Below are 20043 nucleotides of genomic sequence, written 5' to 3'. Positions count from 1 at the left end.
TCAGAGCGAAACCTTATGTAAAAATCATTAATCGCCGAAGGCTTCTATTAGTTTTTCAAGAGTTGTATCAGCAAGGGAGTTAAGTTTTTCATCAATATCCTCAAATGCCATATTTTTTGTCACGTAATTCGGTACGACAACGCAAAACATTCCTGCTCTTTTTGCTGCAAGCGCCCCGTTTAAGGAGTCCTCAAAAGCAATCGCTTCTTGGGGTTTGACGCCAAAATGTTCAACGACTTTTAAATAGATTTCCGGATCCGGTTTGGCGTTTTTCACATCATCGCCGGTACAAATATATTCAAAATAATCAAGTATACCCAGTCTTTCCAGGTGGCCTGCTGCCCATCCTGTTTGTGAGCTTGTTGCCAAACCTATTCTAAGGCCTAATTTTTGAGCCGTTTCAAGAACTGACTCCACACCCGGCAAAATGTCTTCCTGATCAATCAGCTCCAGAAAAATTTTCTCTCTTTCTTTATAGAAGGCTGCCGTATCAATTTCTTTACCTGTTTGGTCCTCTAAATATTTAACAGCGTCAAAACCGCCTCTGGCTCCGATGGCTTTACTCCAAAGTTCAAAAGGCAGTTCCACGTGATATTTTTCATACATTTTTTGCATGGAACGAAAAGATTGCGTTTCTGTATCCAGAATCATTCCGTCAAAATCAAATACAATGGCTTTAATCATAAAATGACAACCTCTCTTTTAAACAACTTATTTTGTCATTATTTCCAACTGCACCATTATAGTTTAACAAAGAATCATAAAAATTGTTTATCTCATGTTTGACATAAGAGAACCCCGGTATATACCGGGGTAGTATTAAAATTTTTAACTGCTATAGGACTCAAATTAATCAGGTTTGGATGGAGAAGAAATATTAGTAAGCGCCTCTCCTGCTTCATTTTGATATTCGTTTTGTGTTGCAAAGTCGCCTATGGAAACCATGCCTACCATTTGATTGTTATCAACAACCGGCAGACGGCGAATTTTATTTTGCGACATCATTTCTGCCGCCTGATGAACATCCATGTTTGAAGTACCCGTAACAATATTCTTGCTTGTCATACATTCAGAAACAGTTTTATTTAAGTTACCGTCTGCACTTGAACGAAGTGTAATATCACGGTCAGTCAGCATCCCTTTTAATTCACCATTTTCAACGACTGGTAATGATCCAACGTTATTTTGTTTCATTAGCTCAGCAGCTTCTTTAATGGATTGCTGAGGTGATACAGAAATGACATTTTTATGCATAATGCTTCCAAGATTTTGTGCCATTTAAAAAATTCCTCCCTTCAAAAATTATTTTGACCAAAGCAAGATCGAATCATCCAGCTATTGAACATGGAATTGTTAATAAAACAGGAAGAATTTACTCACTATTTCCCCGTATTAACCTTCTTAATAATGTTCATGCGATCAAAATAAATACTTGAAGGATCTGTGCGTTTTGTTTCTTCATATGTGAAACGAATGCTTCGCCCGTCGCTGATGGCAACAATATTTCCTAACAAATCTGTCCGGTATGTCGGGATTTTCAAATATTTTAAGCGATTGATAACAGCCCTTTTCGGATATCCCCAAGGATTATGTCTGCCGACGGAAATAACAGCGGCATCTGGATTGACTTTTTTTAGAAATGGCAAGGTCGATCCGGTGCTGGCGCCGTGATGGCCTATTTTAATAATATCTGCTTTAACATTAATGCCCTTCGTTAACAATGCCGTTTCACTTTGCTCACCGGCATCAGCCATAAGCAAAAACGTATTTTTACCATGAATCAGTTTTAAAACATAACTATAATCATTCATCGTTTCATAACGGCCTGCCAGCGGACCGATAATATCAATGGATACCTTAGGCTCCACTTCAATTTTATTACCGGCCCTTGCGTTGAATACCATGATTTGCTCATCTTTAATGGCTTGTCTCAACAAATTGTAGCTTCTGGTATTATTTGTTAAGTTCGGCATATAAAAAGCCTTAACCTTAAAATTATAAATAATATCAGGCATTGAACCAATATGATCATGATGCGGATGTGTTGCAATTAATGCATCCAATGTCATAACACCATGGGATTTAAGATATTGGATAATTTTAGGGCCTGAACGCATATCTCCTGCATCAATAAGAATATTTTTATTTTGCGGCGTTTGAATAAGAATGCAATCAGCCTGTCCAACATCTATAAAATGCACCTGCATGGGCTGTTCTTTAGCTGAAACGAACCGCAGAGGAGTAAAATACAGGATGACAGCCGTTAAAATAATCACCCATTTTTTCACATATTTCCACCTCTTTGTAAAAAATTAACCCATGGGTTTCGGCTCTTTTTGTTGTTAGGTTACGATTATTAATCCTCTGCTATTCAACTTTGCGAATTAAAAAAATGTGGAGAAACTTGGGGGTTTCTCCACATTTTAAACATCATTATCAGTTTGAAACGGCTTCTTCTTGTTTTGAGAAGAAATGCTTCATGGCATAATAAACATCACGTTTTTGTTTTAAAATAAAATAGCGGAATTTTTCATTTTTGATATCTTGATAAGCATTCATAAGCGTGCTCTTTCGGTTGTAAGGATTAATTTCTCCATATCCAAAGTAATTCGCAACTTCCATTAATTGCTTTACAAGCTCAACACATCTTTTATTATCTGAGGAAAGATTATCACCGTCTGAAAAATGAAAAGGATAAATATTATACCTCGAAGGAGGATATGAAGAATGAATAACATCAAGAGCCTTGCTGTATGCTGAAGAACAAATGGTTCCGCCGCTTTCCCCTTTTGAGAAAAAGTCTTCTTCGGTGACAACTTTAGCTTCTGTATGATGAGCAATAAATTCTATATCAACACTTTCGTATTTTGTTCTTAAAAATCGCGTCATCCAGAAGAAGAAACTGCGGGCAATGTACTTTTCCCAAATCCCCATACTTCCGCTTGTATCCATAAGAGCTAAAACAACCGCTTTGCTTTCAGGCTTTCTAATTGTTTCCCACGTCTTAAATCTAAGATCTTCTTCACGAATCGGGTTGATTTGCGCCTTTCCTTTCATAGCATTGCGCTTAATAGCCGAAAGGATGGTTCTTCTTTTATCAATATTTCCCATTAAACCTTTTTTGCGAATATCACGATAGTCAATATTTTCTATCGTAATATCGGATTCCTGCTTTTGCTTAAGATTAGGCAGCTCCAATTCCTTAAAAAACATTTCTTCAATTTCTAACATTGAGACGTCTGCTTCATAATAATCAATCCCCGGACGTTCCCCGGCACCTTCTCCTTTTCCAGAACCTTTTTTACCAAAATTGGGAGGCAATCTGCCAATAACATCGCCGACTTGACTGTCGCCGTCACCTTGGCCTACTTGCTTAGATTTATCATAATTATACCGCAGCTTATATTCATCCAATGACCGGATCGGAATTCTGGTAATGCTGTTGCCATTGGACATGATAATATTTTCTTCACTGACCAGATCAGGCAAATTATTTTTGATAGCCTCTTTTACCTTTTCAGTATGCCTTTGCTGGTCCTGATAGCCTTTACGATGTAAATCCCACGACTCTTCGGATACTAAAAAGTTCTTCATAAAAGTTCCCTCCTTAAATTCACCCTAAAGTGCGTGTTTAAAAAGAAATCATCCACATTTCTTTTTAAACAACCTCTATAAGGCACCTGTACAAAAATCTAAATATTTTGTCAGAGGGTTGATTACTTTATCTTATGCAGGTCAAGTCAATATTTGCTTAGATTTTGAAATAAATAAAGGTTATAAATAAAAAAACCGCAGAACGACTAATTGAAAAAATATAAATGAACATATAAAAAAGCTCTCTAACTTAAGTCAGAGAGCTTGTCCTGCTTATTTTTCTTCTTCATGTTGTACCGGATCAGGCTGTTTGCCTTTGTCTATTATTTCACTGTTTGTTTTCATTTTTTCCATTTCCTTGCCTAATTCTTTGACTTCTTTAAAATTCCTTGCCATTGAACTGTTTTCAGGCTTTTTTTCTTCAGACATTAAGGTTCCCCCCTAATTGTGTTTAAAATTAACCTGGAGCTCTGATAAAGGCCAGTATCTAAGATCTACTTTACCAACAATCTTATCTTCATCAACAAACCCGAAGACCCGGCTGTCAACACTGTTTTGACGGTTATCCCCAAGAACAAATACCTTTCCTTTAGGGACCCGTGCTTGGCCGGTCAAACCTTTTAATGTAAAGTCCTGCGTCAGCTGTCCGCTAATCAATTCGCTTTTATATTTGTTTAAATAAGGCTCTTTAACCGGCTTGCCGTTAACATATAAAGTATCATGCTTATAAGCAATTTTGTCGCCGGGCAGCCCGATAACACGCTTAACATAGTCTTCGGTTTTCGTTGCGTGAAAGATAATAACATCAAAGCGATGAGGTTTGCTCACCTCATAATCCAATTTATTAACGATTAATCGATTGCCGTCCTGAAGTGTCGGCATCATCGATTTACCTTCAACGATATAATTCGTAAAAACAAAACCTCTGATTAAAAGAGCTATAATGACGGCAATAACTAACGCCTTAATCCACTCAAATGCTTCACTCTTCTTGCGTTTTTTCATCTAGTTACCTCCATGGAAAGTCCCTTCACTATTAAGAGTACATAATTATTGAACGATTAACAAGCAATTAAAGAAAATGTAACAACGAGCATAACTTCATGAACTGCTGCGAGTTGCGGCGAAAGCAGAAGTGCTTCCCTGTATAGCAAACGTGCAGAACACATCTCCACTATTATAACAAAGATAAGCACACCGAAGTGTGCTTATCGATTTAAAAGGCTGCCTACATATTTAAGTAATTCGTTGGCTGATGTTGTATTATAGCCATAGTCATCAACAAGTCTGGCAATAACTTCATTAATTCTCTTTAATTGAGTTTCATCCGGTGTTTTCGTTGAAGTCGTAATTTTAACGACATCTTTCAAGTCTGCAAACAATTTCTTTTGAATCGCTTCTCTTAAGCGCTCATGTGATTGATAATCAAATCGCTTTCCTTTCCGGGCATAAGCTGAAATTCTAATAAGGATTTCCTCACGAAACGCTTTTTTTGCATTTTCCGAAATACCGATTTGTTCTTCAATGGAACGCATGAGCTTTTCATCAGGATCAAGTTCTTCACCGGTAATCGGGTCTGTCATTTTATTTTTATTGCAAAATGCCTCAACATTATCAAGATAATTGTCCATTAAAGTTTTCGCTGATTCTTCAAATGAGTAGACAAATGCTTTTTGCACTTCTTTCTTAGCAAGCTCATCGTATTCTTGTCTGGCTAAGGAGATGAAATTTAAGTACCTTTCTTTATCTTCTTTAGATATGGATGCATGTTGGTCAAGCCCTTCCTTAATGGACCGGAGTATATCCAGAGCATTAATGGATGGTACATCTTTTTTAATAATAGCAGATGAAATGCGGTTAATAACATAACGCGGATCAATACCGCTCATACCTTCATCTTGATATTCAGTTTTCAATTCATGCAGGTCGGCATTATTAAATCCTTCAACATTTTCTCCGTCATAAAGCCGCATTTTCTTAACAAGGTCTATGCCGCGGCTTTCAGACTCCTTCAGCCTCGTTAATACGGAAAAAATAGCTGCGGTTCTTAACGCATGAGGTGCAATATGAACATCCATATCGCTTTCTTTAATCATCTTTTCATAAATGCGTTCCTCATCGCTGACTTGCAAATTATATGGAATTGGCATAACGATAATCCTGGAATGCAGCGCTTCGTTTTTCTTATTACTTATAAAAGACCGATATTCAGATTCATTCGTATGAGCAACAATAAGCTCATCTGCTGAAATAAGAGCAAATCTTCCGGCTTTAAAATTTCCTTCTTGAGTAAGAGATAAAAGATGCCATAAAAACTTTTCATCACATTTTAACATTTCCTGAAACTCCATCATACCGCGGTTAGCCTTATTCAATTCACCATCAAAGCGGTAGGCCCTTGGATCTGATTCAGAACCAAATTCAGCAATTGTTGAAAAATCGATGCTTCCTGTAAGGTCGGCAATATCCTGAGATTTCGGGTCTGACGGGCTGAATGTCCCAATCCCCACCCGCTTATCTTCTGAAAGAAAAATACGCTCGACCAAAACATTCTCAATGCAGCCATCGTATTCCTGCTCTAAGCGCATCGTGTTGAGCGGCGACAGATTGCCTTCTATTTTTATGCCGTATTCTTCATAAAAAGCGTCCCGTAAATGGTGCGGAACCAGATGCAGGGGATCTTCATGCATCGGGCAGCCTTTAATAGCATAAATGGCCCCTTCATCAGTTTTCGAATAAGCCTCCAGTCCCCTTTTCAGCATCGTGACTATCGTTGATTTACCGCCGCTGACCGGACCCATCAAAAGCAAAATTCTTTTTCTGACGTCCAGCCGTTTAGCTGCAGGATGAAAATATTCTTCAACAAGCCTTTCAATCGCGTCTTCCAGACCAAAGATTTCTTGGTCAAAGAAATGATAATGCTTCTTATCATCCTCTTCGGATACTCCAGCGGATTTAATCATATTATAAACACGAGAATGCGCTGATTGCGCGATTTCTGGCCGTTCCTTCAACAACTCCAAATATTCCGCAAACGTACCTTCCCATTTCAGCCTCTCTTCTTCTCTACGGTGTTGTTTGATTTTTCCAAGAAAGTCCATATAATCCCCCCAGAAGGTTATCAGCCAATATTAATACATCCTATGCAGAAGCCTGCCAATGTTTTCATAAAACCTTTGAGATTTAAATTCACAAATGACTAACTTTTCTGTATAATCAAGATATGATTAGTGAAAAGAAAGGGGCTTGCTTTTATGAAATTATTTTTTATTATATGTGTCTCCATAGCTTTTCTTGTCTCTATCTTCACTGCAGGCTATAATGATGAGCCCGATGCTCAAGAGTAACATAGTCGAAACCCCTCTATTGGCTTCTTAAGCCAATAGAGGGGTTCCTTTTAACACTATCTGAAAATATATCTTGGCAACATAGATGTATATTCGACGCAGCTCCCAAGATTAGGTTGATAGTATCAGTTCAACAAAGCGAGACTGTGAACAGAGTGAGTAAGCGAGACTTGTGCTCTGGAGTACTAGGCATTGCCTTCGCCTTTAAGGCTTGGCACCAGCCAAGTTTTTTTTACTAAACTGTCGTTATTGTATAAGTTCCGCGATCTGTTCTAATGAGAATACGGCCTTGATCCGCAGATACTTTGTATATATTTTCAATAGGGATGTCGTATGACTGGTAAGGCAGCGGCAAATTGCCATGTTCAATGATCGTTTGCCCATTCCCTACAAGCTGAATAGAATGATCAGACGTATATCCGTCAATAAAATGATTTTCATCCATTTCAACCCGTTCAAGATTTAAAATCGTTTGATCAAGGTCGCCATTTTCTTCTTTCGTAATTAAAATTCGCTGGCCGCCCCATGATGATAATGATTGTTGGATTGCATTAATTTGATTATTGTATCCGTTCAATGCCATCACCTCAAGGCTTATTATTTCTCAAAGGGTAAAATTTATGACTTGATTTTTTTGGAAAATCAATCACCGCTTCTGCAATGAATCTCGTTTACCCCGCCTTTTCGGCCTGTTGATAGCTGTTCAGTGTTGTTTGCTTGACCATTTTCCACCCAGCAAAGCTTAAGGAAGGGACTTCTACGTTAAATGATAAATATAAAGGTGCAGCCCTTAAAGCCGCACCTGTTTGTTAATCCTTCAGCCATTTTTTAACTAAATCCGGATTTTCCCTTATCCATTGCTTTGCACCTTTTTCCGGGCTGGACTTTTCAATTTTTAAAATCAAGTCGCCAAGCTGCTTATGTGTCATATACCATTGATCCAAATATTTAGTTACTTTAGGGTTATCTTTTTTGAACCCTTTCCGTGATGCATAATAAATGGTTTCCGGTTTGCCATATATATTTTTAGGATCTTTAAGATATTTTAATTTATAGGCATTGAAAGCCCAGTGAGGATTCCAAAGCGTCACGACGACAGGTTTTTTATCTTTGTAGGCTTTTGCAAGTTCACTCATCATTCCAGACTCAGAGCTTTGAATCAGATTGAAATCAAGACCGTAGTCCTTAATTACTTTCTGGGTCAGCTTCATTTCGCTAGCCCCTGCATCAATACCAACAATTGATGGTTTCCCGTTCCTCATAAATTCTTTTTTATGTTTATTAAGATCTTCAATTGAATTGATGTCCTTCATGTACTTTGGAACGACGAGCCCCAGATTGGTTCCTTTATACCAGGCATCGTGTAATTCTATCTGGTTCTTATACTTATCATAGTATGGCTTATCGGTTGTCGGCAGCCAAACTTCCGGGGAGACGTCCACACTGCCATTGGCTAATCCGGCATATAACGGTGCTTTCTCAGATTGCGTTAATTGAACATGATAACCTTTTTTCTCCAAAAGCTGTTTCCATAAGTGAACGACTGCAACACTTTCAACATAATTGTTATATCCGATGTTAATTGTATCGTTTTGTTTATGATTAAAAGTAAATTTTTCCCCGGAAAATAAGGAGCCGACAATAACAATTATTGCTGCAATAGCAAAAATGATATATTCGGTTCTTCTTTTCATGCAACACGCTCCTTTCGTTTTACCCTATATGAAACTATAAATCTAACAACATAAAACCACGGAAATTTATACAAACGGCTTTTATTGGGATTTACGGGCCTTGCCAACGCCCTGAGTAATCCGGTCCAAAATAATTGCTATAATAACAATGCCGAGTCCGCCTTCAAATCCTTTTCCAACCTCCAAACGTGTAATCGCCTGAAGGACAACCGAACCTAATCCGCCCGCACCAATCATTGAAGCGACAACAACCATCGACAATGACAACATAATCGTCTGGTTAACGCCTGCCATAATCGTAGACTTTGCAAGCGGGAGCTGAATTTTAATTAATTTTTGCATACCTGTAGAGCCAAAAGCATCTGCCGCTTCAATTAAATCCTTAGAAACTTCCCGAATGCCGAGGTTAGTCAGACGGATTGTCGGAGGCATAGCAAAAATAACTGAAGCGATAACGCCCGGCACTGCTCCCAATGCAAAGAAAAAGACTGCCGGAATCAAATAAACGAATGCAGGCATTGTCTGCATAAAATCCAAAATTAAAATAATAAACTTTTGCCAACGATTGCTTTTAGCTGTCAAAATCCCTAATGGAACACCTATGACAATTGAGATAATCGTTGCTGTCAGAACAAGTGCCAATGTCTCTGAGCATTCATGCCAATAGCCTAAATTATCAATTAACAATAAGCCGATCAAAGTAAACAAAGAAATAGATAAACGCGTTGCAACAAGTGCAATAAATGCGATGATAACCGCTGTCCAAGCTGGAGGCAAGATAGTTAAAATCATTTGAAAGAAGTCAACGATTGGTTGAATAATGTTCGTGATGACATGAAAAAACGGTTTTAAATTATCTTGCATCCAGGAGACAACCGCGTTCACCCATTGATCTAAAGGTATTTTAGGTAGCACTGACATTTCCCCCATTCCCGGCAAGAGCTGCGAAAATGGCACCGCGAACAACAACGCCCCTGAGCTTGCCTTCATCATTAATAACTGCCGCTGGATAAGTAAATTGCATTTCCGCCATTTGCGGCAATATTTCACTGACAGGCGAATCAATATGAACTTTTAAAATATCCTTCACCAGCACCTCTTTCATGTCTTTTGCTTCCTGCTTGTTGTTCATCATTTCTTTGGCGGCATCCGCCGTCAGAAAGCCGATAAGTTTACGGTCCCGGTCAACAACCATTAATCCCGACAATCCTTTTTCTTTCATACGTTTTAAAGCCACCCGCGGGCCATCTTTTCCTAAAATAAGTTCCTCAGCACGTTTCATGATTGAACCTGCCGTTAAAACCTTCGTGATATTAACATCTTCAACGAACTTTTCTACATATTCATTTGCCGGGTTTGTTAAGATATCTTCCGGTGTGCCGATTTGAACGATAACCCCATCTTTCATCAGGGCAATACGATCACCGATTCTTAAAGCCTCATCCAGATCATGTGTAATAAAAATGATTGTTTTTTTCATAGAAGACTGCAATTCCAGCATTTCATCCTGCATGTCTTTCCGAATCAGCGGGTCAAGTGCACTAAAGGCTTCATCCATAAGTAAAATATCCGGATCATTCGCAAGCGCACGGGCAAGACCGACACGCTGCTGCATACCGCCCGATAGTTCACCCGGGGTCACATCGGCATAATCTTTCAACCCGACAAGGTTTAGTGATTGCAAGGCCTTCTCTTTGCGTTTCAATTTAGGGACACCTTGAACTTCCAGCCCGTACTCAACATTCTCCAGGACATTTTTATGAGGAAACAGCGCAAATCGTTGAAACACCATCCCCATCTTTGTTCGCCTAATTTGCCGGAGTTCATTTGAGTTCATCTTAGCAACATCTTCACCATCTATAAGGACTGAACCATCTGTTGGATCGATCAGACGGTTTAACAGCCTTACCAAAGTAGATTTTCCGCTGCCGGAAAGACCCATAATAACAAAGACTTCCCCGCTTTCTACCGAAAAAGAGGCTTGATTAACCCCAATGGTCATCCCTGTTTCTTTGAAAATTTCATCTTTTTCTTTTCCATGTCGGATCATTTCTAAAGCTTTTGCAGGATGGGCGCCAAAAACTTTTGTTAAATTTTTCACTTCGATTTTCTTCAATATATCTCCCCTCTCAATACATATATAATTAATTTACAGAATAATTCATTTTATTAAATATTCCGAAACTAATATTTATCATAACACATTTTCACTTATATGAAAAAAGCAGTCTTACTCAGACTGCCTCAACCTATTGATTTTAAATTATGAAAGATCTGGATATCCATACTCCTGCGCCGAAGCATATTCAGAGAAGCAGCACCACTTCTCGTCGCAAAGCTGCTACGGAGCTTAGTCAGGCAGCTGCTTTGTTGCCTGATCTTATGAGAGGCCTGGATAATTCTGTTGCCGTAAAGCTTCGAAGACCATTACTGCTGCTGTGTTTGATAAATTTAATGACCGCATAACCTTAGACATTGGCAATCTTAAAAGATGATCTTTATTAGCTTCTCTTACTTCATCCGGCAATCCGTTAGTTTCTCTGCCAAAGACAAAGAAATAATCTTTTGATTGATCAGTGTAATCAAAGGCAGTATGCGGCTTCGTTCCAAATTTGGTTAAGTAAAAATATTCGCCTTCAGGATATTTTGCATACAATTCGTCCAATGAATCATAGTAATTGATATCAACGTACTTCCAATAATCTAATCCCGCGCGCTTTAACATTTTATCATCAGTTGAAAAGCCAAGCGGCCGTATCAGATGAAGCTTCGTATTCGTTCCTGCGCAAGTTCTTGCAATATTTCCCGTATTTGACGGAATCTCTGGTTGATAAAGAACAACATGTAATCCCATTTTTTCAGTGCACCTCTAATGTCTTAAGTTTTCTGTATTATTATAGCATTTACAATGAATGTTACAAATTCATTTAATCCTCAAAGTGGTAAAATTTATATTTTATATTAGCTGTCCAGGCTGTTGAATCTTCATAGGACCAATAACGGTGCCGTGAATTCGTGGTATGGGCATTGACAAGCGGCATGCCATAAGCATCTTTTTCGGTTACGAAGGTGGTGTGATCCCATTTGCCGTCTCCTTGGAAGTCATAACATATAACATCCCCCGGAACAAGCTGCTCCGGCTTTTCAACAGCAACAGCACCTAAATGATTGTTTACATGATTTAAATATAACCGAAAGGCGTTTGCGACCGTCCAGCTGTAACTCCAGCTTTTCCCTTCATACCACCATCCTGATGATTTATTATATTTCCCCTTCATTGGTGCTCCCCCGGCAAAGATACATTGTGACACATAATTTGTACAATCGACATCAAACCCTTGGAATTCCGGATTAAAACTGTCCCACCATTGATCCGCATACTTCACAGCCTTGAGCCGATTATATTTAAACCCCTTTGCCCGTCTTGAGACCAACTTTGGGCTATTAGAATCCCCATCATTACCCGGAGTTTCTTTTATCTTAATCCTATCCATTATTAATTTACCATTTTCAAAAATAGCCTGCCTCTCTTCCAGATGCTCTTCCACATAAAAATAGTTCTTTTGTTTAATAAGCCACTTTAGATGGCTGATATAATTAACTTTTTTTTCATCTTTAAATTCTTGTATTCCCGTCAGCCGTCCATTTACGATGCTTTTAACAATCTCTGCCTTGCGATCTTGAAGCAGCTGTTTCTTTCTAATAATTGCCCCCCGTTCCGCATCCGTTACGACATGATAGCGATCATAGGCTTTATCAACCCAAAATTCACCTGTCTTTTTGAGATGGCTTTTCAGTTCACTTAACCACTTCATGGTAACGTACCCGCCCTTCCTCTCATACTTCAACAGTTGCCTTGCCTGCCTATCTTTATAAAATATGTTCCCAGGGCTTGTCGGTATGTTAAAGAAAAAGCCATAGTATTTTATCCCGGTGCAACTGTCTATTGCAATAATCATTCAAATCAGAATACAGAAAAGCACGCTTTGAACTTTCTTAGCGTGCTTGATTAGTTCTATAAATACTTTTGTTCATGTTCCAGCAATATCTGTTTTTTATCTAAACCGCCGCCGTATCCGATTAGGCAGCCGCTGGATCCGATCACTCTGTGACAAGGCACAACAATTGATATAGGATTCTTATTGTTTGCACCGCCGACTGCTCTGACCGCTTTCGGTTTGCCTATCGCTTCGGCTATATCTTTATAAGTTTTTGTTTCCCCATATTTAATATCTTGCAAGGCTTCCCATACTTTTATTTGAAATGGTGTGCCTTTCAAATAGAGAGGCAAATCAAAGCTTTTCCTTTCGCCTTGAAAATATTCATTTAACTGATTGACCACTTCTTTTGTATAATCAGAGTCTTGCTTAATATCATTCCGGATCATATTCCTCTTTGCCCAAGTCTGGATCTTAGGAAATGCTGTATCGATATCCCCAAATTCGATATTGCACAATCCATCTTGATGGCAAGCAATCGTTAACATTCCTACTGGACTTTCCATATCATCAATATAAATATAAGGTTTTTTAACCATATTACCCCTTCTTAATTCTCCGTCTCCCAGTTAACTGTTTCCTTGCATTGCTTTATCTGTTCAAGGAGAAGATTGATTTCTTTTTTAATATCCTCATTTTCCTCATTTGAAACGACTTGTTCGAGCCGATATTTTGCTTGTTCAATGCTTTCATCAGAGCAGCGAGAGATCATTTGTTTGAGAGACCATATGGCACTGCTTCGTATTACCGGTCTTGGATCACTTTCCACTAGATCAATAAGATCAGGAACGGCACTTACTTCTTTATAGTTGCCCAAGGCTATCACCGCATTGCGCTGAATCGGCTTTTTTCCCCGCCAGGAGCCTGCCATGAACCCATAACGATCTTTAAATTCACGGTTGCTTATCTTTAATAGCGGTTTGAGAAGCGGTTTAACCAGTGCCGGGTCTGGCTCCATTTCTTCATGAAAATGATGGTCCATTCCCCTGTTATACGGGCAAACTTGCTGGCATGTATCACAGCCGTAAAGTCTGTTCCCTATTGCTTTTCTATATGGCTCAGGAATATCCTGCTTCGTTTGTGTTAAAAATGCAATACATTTATTAGCATTTAATTGACCGCCTTGAACAAGTGCTTCTGTCGGACAATGGTCAACACATAAATGACATGAGGCGCATAAGTCTTCAGCAGGTTGGTCAGGTTCAAAAGGAATGTTTGTAATCATTTCACCAAGATATACATAAGACCCGAACTCTTCTGTAATAAGATTCGTATTTTTACCCGACCAGCCAATCCCCGCACGTTCAGCAACTGCCCGGTCTGACAATTCACCTGTGTCGACCATTGATTTTATTTTTGCTTCCGGCAAAAATTCACGAATATATGCCTCAAGCTTATTCAGACGGCTTCTTAATATATTATGATAATCTATTCCCCACGACGCCCGGGAAAAAGACCCCCGCCGATGTCCTTTTGTGTTTACCGGTTTATCTTTAAATTTTGAAGGATAGGCAAGAGCAATCGCAATAATTGATTGCGCCCCTTCTAAAAGCTTACCGGGTTCCGTTCGTTTTTCTATATCTTTCTCTTCAAATCCTGATTGATAACCAAGAGCCTGTTGTTGATAAAGCCTGGCTTTCAATGATTCAAAAGGATCAGCAGTCGTAAACCCGATCTTATCGATGCCAATTTCCCGGCTGTATTCAATTAATTTATGCTTTAGGTTATTTATATTCATTTTGATCACCCTTTGAATCTCATCCTGCAACAATAGTTATTTATCCCGGTGAAACCGTCCGTAAAAGTATGAAAGAAAGCTCCTGCTGATGGAAGGTTCACTTTATGATAAACTTAATGGAAAGGAATGAATGAGGTGGGTCATATGCATCAATCAATTATGATTAATAATACCGTTAAAGAAAAATGCCCTTCCATACATATAGGCATGATTACTTACCATGATATCGCGGTTAGCGATTTACCGCAAATGATTAAAGGGCGATTTCAGCTATTTTATGAGGAAATAATGTTGGCATTAGAGGAAAAAGGTGTTACAGACATCGATGGTGTTTCTGAATGGCGAAAAATCTTTAAATCCTTAGACATTGATCCTTCACGTTACCGGCCATCTCAAGAAGCTTTGTTTCGGCGCCTAAAAAAAGGACAAGCATTACCTTCTATCCATTCCGCAGCCGATTTGAACAATTTTTTCTCATTGAAATATGAAATTCCGCTTGGTATTTATGACTTAGACCATATTAACGGCGATATTCAATTAACCTTAGGCAGTGAAAATGACCAGTATGAAGGCATTAATGGCCGGGAGATGTCAATGAAGGGAAAATTAATAACCGCGGATGAAAGCGGCGCCTTCGGCAGCCCGATCGTTGACTCTAAGAGAACCATGGTCACCCGTGATACTGTAAATGCCCTGCAAATCGTTTATTTAAAACCTTCAATAGATAACAGTACTTCAACAAAAATAATCACTGAAATAATGAATATGTTCACCCATATTCACAGCGGTAAGGCTTACTATAAAATCATTAATTAACATAAGGAGTGTCGTTTTTATGGCTAATACAGACAAATTCAGCGTAGATTATTTTAAAGAAGCGCTTCGTGTTCATATTGAAAAAAGTAAAGAAGTCCTTAATCCGACGCAAGCTGCAAACAGCTATTACCGTTCGGTTGTATCAACAATCATTCATGATAACCTTAACAAAAACTTTGAACTTGTCCGCCGGATTCGGAATTTGGACGAGGCTTATAACGAAGTAAAGGCCGAATATCAATAAACTTTCTTTAGCGAAATTAAGCGATCATCATACCGTCATGGTGATCGCTAATTGTTTTTACGATAACTTTTTTATCCACGGTGCAAACAGCTTTGGCTTCAACAATAACATTTATCAAATATCTCGTTGTTTTTTGCTGTTTAATCAGTTTCTCGGTGCCCGAAAACCATCCTGCTCAGCGGCTTGTTTTGTTGTAAAACATTTTTCAGCCTTTGTCACTTTATAAGACTGATCTCCCGGTTCATGATAAATTCTATTTCCGTTTCCTGAAATGTTGCCTTTAATCTGTCCATCACAGTTGCCGTTGTTATCCGGTGAAAAAGATGAAGCATGTGATGATGAGGATTGATCTTGTTCAGTATTTTTAAAACGATCTGTACCCTTTTTATTATTATTTATAACCTCGGGGTGATAGCCGTCTTTTCCCGCATAATCCTCAACTGACCAAATGCCAATGCCTTTTTTCTGAGCTTTCTTCTGAATCGCACGATATTCATCGACATATTTTGTATTAGGCGGATAAACATATGCCACCCTGGCTAACCCGCGTTTTAATAATTCTTCTTCTACGGATTTGCCGTCCACATATACATAAGCAAGAACTCTGCCGTATTTATCACGCCCGCCGCCAACTGCAAGTTCAAGATCTGCTGTTTTTCCATCCAACAGTTTATGTGTAAATTGACTTGCCTCAGGTCCATACGGCTGGACACCAAGACGAGGATGATGGGTTTCCGGCGTATCAACTAATAAAAATCTTACCGTTTCTTCTTTTTCATTGAGACGAACCTTAATCGTATCTCCATCAATGACTTTAATAACCTTTGCCTTAACAAGTTTTTTATGAGATTGATTTGATGCGGAGTCAGTTGATGCCTTCTGTGAATAACCAGTTTTAGCGTGTTCGCTTCCAGAATGAGAATTCGATGCTGACGGTACGGCGCATCCTGCAAGTATTACTAATGCGCAGCAAAATGCTGTAAAAATAATTGTTAACTTTTTCAAATACATCACCTTATATATAAATATCGTTATATTATATTCTATTATTCTATCAAAATGCAGGTAAGATTCTATAGTAATAATAAAATCAGCTTTAGTTCATAAATTTATAGATTAATTTTATGGTTATTAACCAAACTCAAAAGTAATATGATACAGATAGCAGCATACTGGAGGTGAAGTCATGGCTGTTGTTAGTGCTAATTCATCAGATATTTCGCTTTTGGCAAGATTGCTTAGAGCTGAGGCTGAGGGAGAAGGAACTTTAGGAATGATGCTCGTCGGGAATGTGGGAATTAACAGGATAAGGGCGAACTGTTCCGACTTTAAAGGGATTCGTACAATTCCGCAAATGGTTTATCAGCCGCATGCATTTGAAGCTGTGATACATGGTTATTTCTATCAAAGGGCAAGAGAAAGTGAAAAGCGCTTAGCCCGGAAAGCAATTAATGGTGCAAAACATTGGCCAGCCAAATATAGTCTGTGGTACTTTAAGCCGTCGGGCAATTGTCCGGCGCGCTGGTATAATCAGCCTTTAGTTGGGCGTTACAAACTGCATTGTTTTTATGAACCGACATCTGAAACTTGTCAAAATGTTTATAACACCTTTTAATAATTCGCATAATAACAGCATATTAAAAACTCATTTATCGATTTCTAATGCAAAAGAGCCCCATTTTCAATTAAATGGGGTTCTTCGTATTATATTTATGTAGTACCTGTTTTATCAGTATTTTCTTTATGATTATCGTGTTCAGGAGACCTTTCAAATGCTCCTGCAATAAAGTAATTACCGTATTCATCTTGATGCGGCAACCCTCTATAATCAGCATGTCTTACCCGCATACGATGGCTGCACTCATGACAATTTACATAGATTGTACCGCTGCGGATAAAGTGTTTACCGCGATGCCCGCATCCATCGCCGTCACAAATATAAAAAAGCTGATAACGTGCTTCATTATTTCTTATTTTTACGCCGGTATATGGGAAAAACTCCGATATTGGATGATGTAATCCAATTTTTTCAGACTTTAAAGCCTGGTAGCCATTTTTTATATCCTCAAGCCCATACTCATTTTCTTCCTTTACAGCAGTTTCTTGGTTACTATTAATAAAATTCAGACACTCAAAAAAAATACGAGATTGCATGTCATCTGAATGGTCTTCCATTTCAAGCTCAACTTTTCTATTTCCATTTTGAAGTTTAATTTTTAACTTGCTCAAAAGCAGACAACCCCTTAAGATACTCTTCTTTATATTATAACATTATTTATATTTTCTGACTTAATATTTACTTCTTTAATTTTCTAAGAAATTAGTTATAAACTTCATACTGTTAATTATATACAAATACTCTTCAATGGGTAAAATAAAAACGTTCCTTACTTCTGTAAGAAACGTTAATATAAAAGCATTTTCTTATGTAAGTGGTACCGGTGGTCGGGGTCGAACCGACACTCCCGAAGGAACACGATTTTGAGTCGTGCGCGTCTGCCAATTCCGCCACACCGGCATATAAAACATTACTATAAGAAGAAAGATGGTGCCGAGGGCCGGACTCGAACCGGCACGGTAGTCACCTACCGCAGGATTTTAAGTCCTGTGCGTCTGCCAATTCCGCCACCCCGGCAAGGCAGATAAAATTTGGAGGCGGCACCCGGATTCGAACCGGGGGATAAGGGTTTTGCAGACCCGTGCCTTACCACTTGGCTATGCCGCCGATATATAAAATGGAGCGGAAGACGGGATTCGAACCCGCGACCCCCACCTTGGCAAGGTGATGTTCTACCACTGAACTACTTCCGCGTATCCTGGCTGGGCTAGCTGGATTCGAACCAGCGCATGACGGAACCAAAATCCGTTGCCTTACCGCTTGGCTATAGCCCAAAATAACTTTATTAATGGGGCGGTTGATGGGAATCGAACCCACGAATGTCGGAACCACAATCCGATGCGTTAACCACTTCGCCACAACCGCCATATTACTAAGTGGCAGGGGTAGTAGGAATCGAACCCACACTGGAGGTTTTGGAGACCTCTGTTCTACCGTTAAACTATACCCCTATAATTATATTAATGGTGGAGGGAGAAGGATTCGAACCTTCGAACCCGTAGGGAGCGGATTTACAGTCCGCCGCGTTTGGCCTCTTCGCTATCCCTCCGAATTTAAATTCAAAGCGCAAATGCTAGAATAAAGACTTTGCTTGACAGATAGTTACTTTTTTAAAAGAATGCCGGCCAGAGGACTTGAACCCCCAACCTACTGATTACAAGTCAGTTGCTCTACCAATTGAGCTAGGCCGGCATATTATATTTGGTGGTGGCTCGAGACGGAATCGAACCGCCGACACGAGGATTTTCAGTCCTCTGCTCTACCGACTGAGCTATCGAGCCATGATGATGATTTCAAAATGGCGGTCCCGACCGGATTTGAACCGGCGATCTCCTGCGTGACAGGCAGGCATGTTAACCACTACACCACGGGACCATGGTTAAATTAGTTTGTGCACTTATATTGAATAAGCTTGGCGTTGTATTGCTCCTGCGCCGATGAATATTCTAAGATGATTATTCCACTTCTCGTCGCAGTTCAAAGATGAAAACTTGAGATAACCGTGCTCCTGCACCGATGGATATTCAAGAAGTAACGCCAACTTCTCGTCGCAAATCTGCAGAGAAGCTTATTCATGTTGTAGATTGGTTGCACCACAAGGGTACTCCAGATATCAAATGAACAATGAAGTCAAATCGACGACGTACATTTGATAAATAGTGGTTGCGGGGGCAGGATTTGAACCTGCGACCTTCGGGTTATGAGCCCGACGAGCTGCCGAACTGCTCCACCCCGCGACAATATAAATTATATGGTGGAGGATGCAGGGCTCGAACCTGCGACCCCCTGCTTGTAAGGCAGATGCTCTCCCAGCTGAGCTAATCCTCCAATTTGGAACGTGACAAGTAATATTATATTTGATAACTAACAACTTTACAAGAGTTTTTTTATGATTAAAATGGTGACCCGTACGGGATTCGAACCCGTGTTACCGCCGTGAAAGGGCGGTGTCTTAACCACTTGACCAACGGGCCAATAAATTTACTGGCGGAGAGCGAGGGATTCGAACCCTCGAGACGGCGTTGACCGTCTACACGATTTCCAATCGTGCTCCTTCGGCCACTCGGACAGCTCTCCATTGGCTCCACAGGTAGGATTCGAACCTACGACCGATCGGTTAACAGCCGATTGCTCTACCACTGAGCTACTGTGGAATAATATTGGTGAAAATTATCAATTAAAACATTAAACTAATGATAATTACTTAGTTTTGCCTGGCAGCGTCCTACTCTCACAGGGGGAAGCCCCCAATTACCATCGGCGCTGAAGAGCTTAACGACCGTGTTCGGGATGGGAACGGGTGTGACCTCTTCGCCATTGCCGCCAGACTATTGGTTTGTTATTAATGACAAACCTTTATTTAGTTGAAGATTGAACCTTCAAAACCAGTAGCGAATATAAGACATGCTGTAATTTGGTTAAGTCCTCGACCGATTAGTATCTGTCAGCTTCACGTGTCACCACGCTTCCACCTCAGACCTATCAACCTCATCA

General features: G+C 39.5%; 20 protein-coding genes, 16 tRNA genes and 1 rRNA gene. 3 read left to right on the top strand and 34 right to left on the bottom strand.

The genetic code is table 11. The annotated features are described in order from the left end of the window. Positions 1–27: 27 nt before the first annotated feature. The 15 genes from ACFQRG_RS01160 to queG form a co-directional block, all read right to left on the bottom strand. Positions 28–684, bottom strand: coding sequence for an HAD family hydrolase (locus ACFQRG_RS01160; RefSeq protein WP_380962791.1), 657 nt, complete (start codon positions 682–684; stop codon positions 28–30). A gap of 165 nt (positions 685–849) precedes the next feature. Further along, complete coding sequence (locus ACFQRG_RS01155; protein ID WP_380962788.1) at positions 850–1278, bottom strand: CBS domain-containing protein; 429 nt, start codon at positions 1276–1278, stop codon at positions 850–852. A 101-nt stretch (positions 1279–1379) separates the two neighbouring features. Beyond that, positions 1380–2288 carry a ComEC/Rec2 family competence protein gene (locus ACFQRG_RS01150; RefSeq protein ID WP_380962786.1) on the bottom strand — a complete coding sequence of 303 codons (909 nt, stop codon included), beginning with the start codon at positions 2286–2288 and terminating at the stop codon, positions 1380–1382. Positions 2289–2436: 148 nt separating this feature from the next. Next, positions 2437–3594 (bottom strand): sporulation protein YhbH, encoded by a 1158-nt coding sequence (gene yhbH, locus ACFQRG_RS01145; protein ID WP_380962784.1) that lies wholly within the window; start codon positions 3592–3594, stop codon positions 2437–2439. 273 nt (positions 3595–3867) lie between these two features. Beyond that, complete coding sequence (locus ACFQRG_RS01140) at positions 3868–4023, bottom strand: hypothetical protein (protein WP_380962782.1); 156 nt, start codon at positions 4021–4023, stop codon at positions 3868–3870. A 12-nt stretch (positions 4024–4035) separates the two neighbouring features. Further along, positions 4036–4599 (bottom strand): signal peptidase I, encoded by a 564-nt coding sequence (lepB, locus tag ACFQRG_RS01135; protein WP_380962780.1) that lies wholly within the window; start codon positions 4597–4599, stop codon positions 4036–4038. Between the two features lie 203 nt (positions 4600–4802). After that, the gene (locus tag ACFQRG_RS01130; RefSeq protein ID WP_380962778.1) at positions 4803–6695 is read right to left on the bottom strand and encodes a PrkA family serine protein kinase; all 1893 of its coding nucleotides are present in this window, start codon (positions 6693–6695) and stop codon (positions 4803–4805) included. Between the two features lie 481 nt (positions 6696–7176). Beyond that, positions 7177–7518, bottom strand: a complete 342-nt coding sequence (locus ACFQRG_RS01125) for a protein YmzB (RefSeq protein ID WP_380962776.1) — start codon at positions 7516–7518, stop codon at positions 7177–7179. A 232-nt stretch (positions 7519–7750) separates the two neighbouring features. Next, positions 7751–8635, bottom strand: coding sequence for a glycine betaine ABC transporter substrate-binding protein (locus tag ACFQRG_RS01120; protein WP_380962774.1), 885 nt, complete (start codon positions 8633–8635; stop codon positions 7751–7753). A gap of 81 nt (positions 8636–8716) precedes the next feature. After that, positions 8717–9556, bottom strand: a complete 840-nt coding sequence (locus tag ACFQRG_RS01115) for an ABC transporter permease (RefSeq protein ID WP_380962772.1) — start codon at positions 9554–9556, stop codon at positions 8717–8719. Continuing rightward, positions 9540–10751, bottom strand: a complete 1212-nt coding sequence (locus ACFQRG_RS01110) for a quaternary amine ABC transporter ATP-binding protein (protein ID WP_380962770.1) — start codon at positions 10749–10751, stop codon at positions 9540–9542. Before ACFQRG_RS01110 ends, ACFQRG_RS01115 begins: the two co-directional genes overlap by 17 nt. A 264-nt stretch (positions 10752–11015) precedes the next feature. Next, positions 11016–11489 carry a tRNA (uridine(34)/cytosine(34)/5-carboxymethylaminomethyluridine(34)-2'-O)-methyltransferase TrmL gene (trmL, locus tag ACFQRG_RS01105; RefSeq protein ID WP_380962768.1) on the bottom strand — a complete coding sequence of 158 codons (474 nt, stop codon included), beginning with the start codon at positions 11487–11489 and terminating at the stop codon, positions 11016–11018. Between the two features lie 73 nt (positions 11490–11562). Further along, complete coding sequence (locus ACFQRG_RS01100) at positions 11563–12450, bottom strand: amidase domain-containing protein (protein ID WP_380962766.1); 888 nt, start codon at positions 12448–12450, stop codon at positions 11563–11565. A gap of 200 nt (positions 12451–12650) precedes the next feature. Further along, the gene (locus tag ACFQRG_RS01095) at positions 12651–13172 is read right to left on the bottom strand and encodes a methylated-DNA--[protein]-cysteine S-methyltransferase (protein WP_380962764.1); all 522 of its coding nucleotides are present in this window, start codon (positions 13170–13172) and stop codon (positions 12651–12653) included. A gap of 11 nt (positions 13173–13183) precedes the next feature. Continuing rightward, positions 13184–14371 (bottom strand): tRNA epoxyqueuosine(34) reductase QueG, encoded by a 1188-nt coding sequence (queG, locus tag ACFQRG_RS01090; protein WP_380962762.1) that lies wholly within the window; start codon positions 14369–14371, stop codon positions 13184–13186. Positions 14372–14515: 144 nt separating this feature from the next. Between queG and ACFQRG_RS01085 the strand changes: the two genes are divergently transcribed. Continuing rightward, the gene (locus ACFQRG_RS01085; RefSeq protein WP_380962760.1) at positions 14516–15187 is read left to right on the top strand and encodes a B3/B4 domain-containing protein; all 672 of its coding nucleotides are present in this window, start codon (positions 14516–14518) and stop codon (positions 15185–15187) included. 19 nt (positions 15188–15206) lie between these two features. Continuing rightward, complete coding sequence (gene yvfG, locus ACFQRG_RS01080) at positions 15207–15431, top strand: protein YvfG (protein ID WP_380962758.1); 225 nt, start codon at positions 15207–15209, stop codon at positions 15429–15431. Between the two features lie 144 nt (positions 15432–15575). Here the strand turns inward: yvfG and ACFQRG_RS01075 are convergent, their stop codons facing one another. After that, a complete protein-coding gene (locus ACFQRG_RS01075) occupies positions 15576–16442 on the bottom strand; it encodes a thermonuclease family protein (RefSeq protein WP_380962756.1) in 867 nt (288 codons plus the stop codon). Positions 16443–16617: 175 nt separating this feature from the next. On the opposite strand from ACFQRG_RS01075, the gene ACFQRG_RS01070 reads away from it, so the two are divergent. Then, positions 16618–17046, top strand: a complete 429-nt coding sequence (locus ACFQRG_RS01070) for a cell wall hydrolase (protein ID WP_380962754.1) — start codon at positions 16618–16620, stop codon at positions 17044–17046. A gap of 95 nt (positions 17047–17141) precedes the next feature. On the opposite strand, the gene ACFQRG_RS01065 is transcribed toward ACFQRG_RS01070, so the two are convergent. The 18 genes from ACFQRG_RS01065 to rrf all read right to left on the bottom strand — a co-directional run bounded on the left by ACFQRG_RS01065 (position 17142) and on the right by rrf (position 19877). Then, on the bottom strand, positions 17142–17660 hold the full coding sequence (locus tag ACFQRG_RS01065; protein ID WP_380962752.1) for a hypothetical protein: 519 nt from the start codon (positions 17658–17660) through the stop codon (positions 17142–17144). A gap of 204 nt (positions 17661–17864) precedes the next feature. Further along, positions 17865–17949 (bottom strand) — tRNA-Leu (locus ACFQRG_RS01060). Positions 17950–17977: 28 nt separating this feature from the next. Next, positions 17978–18066, bottom strand: a tRNA-Leu gene (locus ACFQRG_RS01055). Positions 18067–18081: 15 nt separating this feature from the next. Beyond that, positions 18082–18156, bottom strand: a tRNA-Cys gene (locus tag ACFQRG_RS01050). Between the two features lie 11 nt (positions 18157–18167). Beyond that, positions 18168–18242 (bottom strand) — tRNA-Gly (locus tag ACFQRG_RS01045). A 6-nt stretch (positions 18243–18248) separates the two neighbouring features. Next, positions 18249–18323, bottom strand: a tRNA-Gln gene (locus ACFQRG_RS01040). Between the two features lie 15 nt (positions 18324–18338). Beyond that, a tRNA-His gene (locus tag ACFQRG_RS01035) sits at positions 18339–18414 on the bottom strand. 12 nt (positions 18415–18426) lie between these two features. After that, positions 18427–18500 (bottom strand) — tRNA-Trp (locus tag ACFQRG_RS01030). A gap of 13 nt (positions 18501–18513) precedes the next feature. After that, positions 18514–18598, bottom strand: a tRNA-Tyr gene (locus ACFQRG_RS01025). A 70-nt stretch (positions 18599–18668) separates the two neighbouring features. Next, a tRNA-Thr gene (locus ACFQRG_RS01020) sits at positions 18669–18741 on the bottom strand. Between the two features lie 13 nt (positions 18742–18754). Then, a tRNA-Phe gene (locus ACFQRG_RS01015) sits at positions 18755–18830 on the bottom strand. A gap of 18 nt (positions 18831–18848) precedes the next feature. After that, a tRNA-Asp gene (locus ACFQRG_RS01010) sits at positions 18849–18924 on the bottom strand. A gap of 285 nt (positions 18925–19209) precedes the next feature. Next, positions 19210–19286, bottom strand: a tRNA-Met gene (locus ACFQRG_RS01005). Between the two features lie 15 nt (positions 19287–19301). Beyond that, positions 19302–19377, bottom strand: a tRNA-Val gene (locus ACFQRG_RS01000). Positions 19378–19448: 71 nt separating this feature from the next. Then, a tRNA-Glu gene (locus ACFQRG_RS00995) sits at positions 19449–19523 on the bottom strand. Between the two features lie 11 nt (positions 19524–19534). Beyond that, positions 19535–19626: transfer RNA gene (locus ACFQRG_RS00990), tRNA-Ser, on the bottom strand. Between the two features lie 2 nt (positions 19627–19628). Continuing rightward, positions 19629–19703 (bottom strand) — tRNA-Asn (locus ACFQRG_RS00985). A 58-nt stretch (positions 19704–19761) separates the two neighbouring features. Continuing rightward, positions 19762–19877 (bottom strand): 5S ribosomal RNA (gene rrf / locus ACFQRG_RS00980). Positions 19878–20043: the final 166 nt, after the last annotated feature.

Origin of the sequence: Scopulibacillus cellulosilyticus, assembly GCF_042665295.1 — a bacterium.
Taxonomy (GTDB): Bacteria; Bacillota; Bacilli; order Bacillales; family Sporolactobacillaceae; genus Scopulibacillus_A; species Scopulibacillus_A cellulosilyticus.
This window is presented reverse-complemented; position numbering and strand designations above follow the sequence as displayed.

Bases quoted from the DNA above. Each gene is read 5' to 3' on its own strand.
- ACFQRG_RS01160 (WP_380962791.1), bottom strand. From the start codon at position 684: ATGATTAAAGCCATTGTATTTGATTTTGACGGAATGATTCTGGATACA.
- ACFQRG_RS01155 (WP_380962788.1), bottom strand. From the start codon at position 1,278: ATGGCACAAAATCTTGGAAGCATTATGCATAAAAATGTCATTTCTGTA.
- yhbH (WP_380962784.1), bottom strand. From the start codon at position 3,594: ATGAAGAACTTTTTAGTATCCGAAGAGTCGTGGGATTTACATCGTAAA.
- ACFQRG_RS01140 (WP_380962782.1), bottom strand. From the start codon at position 4,023: ATGTCTGAAGAAAAAAAGCCTGAAAACAGTTCAATGGCAAGGAATTTT.
- lepB (WP_380962780.1), bottom strand. From the start codon at position 4,599: ATGAAAAAACGCAAGAAGAGTGAAGCATTTGAGTGGATTAAGGCGTTA.
- ACFQRG_RS01130 (WP_380962778.1), bottom strand. From the start codon at position 6,695: ATGGACTTTCTTGGAAAAATCAAACAACACCGTAGAGAAGAAGAGAGG.
- ACFQRG_RS01120 (WP_380962774.1), bottom strand. From the start codon at position 8,635: ATGAAAAGAAGAACCGAATATATCATTTTTGCTATTGCAGCAATAATT.
- ACFQRG_RS01115 (WP_380962772.1), bottom strand. From the start codon at position 9,556: ATGTCAGTGCTACCTAAAATACCTTTAGATCAATGGGTGAACGCGGTT.
- trmL (WP_380962768.1), bottom strand. From the start codon at position 11,489: ATGGGATTACATGTTGTTCTTTATCAACCAGAGATTCCGTCAAATACG.
- ACFQRG_RS01100 (WP_380962766.1), bottom strand. From the start codon at position 12,450: ATGAAGTGGTTAAGTGAACTGAAAAGCCATCTCAAAAAGACAGGTGAA.
- ACFQRG_RS01095 (WP_380962764.1), bottom strand. From the start codon at position 13,172: ATGGTTAAAAAACCTTATATTTATATTGATGATATGGAAAGTCCAGTA.
- queG (WP_380962762.1), bottom strand. From the start codon at position 14,371: ATGAATATAAATAACCTAAAGCATAAATTAATTGAATACAGCCGGGAA.
- ACFQRG_RS01085 (WP_380962760.1), top strand. From the start codon at position 14,516: ATGCATCAATCAATTATGATTAATAATACCGTTAAAGAAAAATGCCCT.
- yvfG (WP_380962758.1), top strand. From the start codon at position 15,207: ATGGCTAATACAGACAAATTCAGCGTAGATTATTTTAAAGAAGCGCTT.
- ACFQRG_RS01075 (WP_380962756.1), bottom strand. From the start codon at position 16,442: ATGTATTTGAAAAAGTTAACAATTATTTTTACAGCATTTTGCTGCGCA.
- ACFQRG_RS01070 (WP_380962754.1), top strand. From the start codon at position 16,618: ATGGCTGTTGTTAGTGCTAATTCATCAGATATTTCGCTTTTGGCAAGA.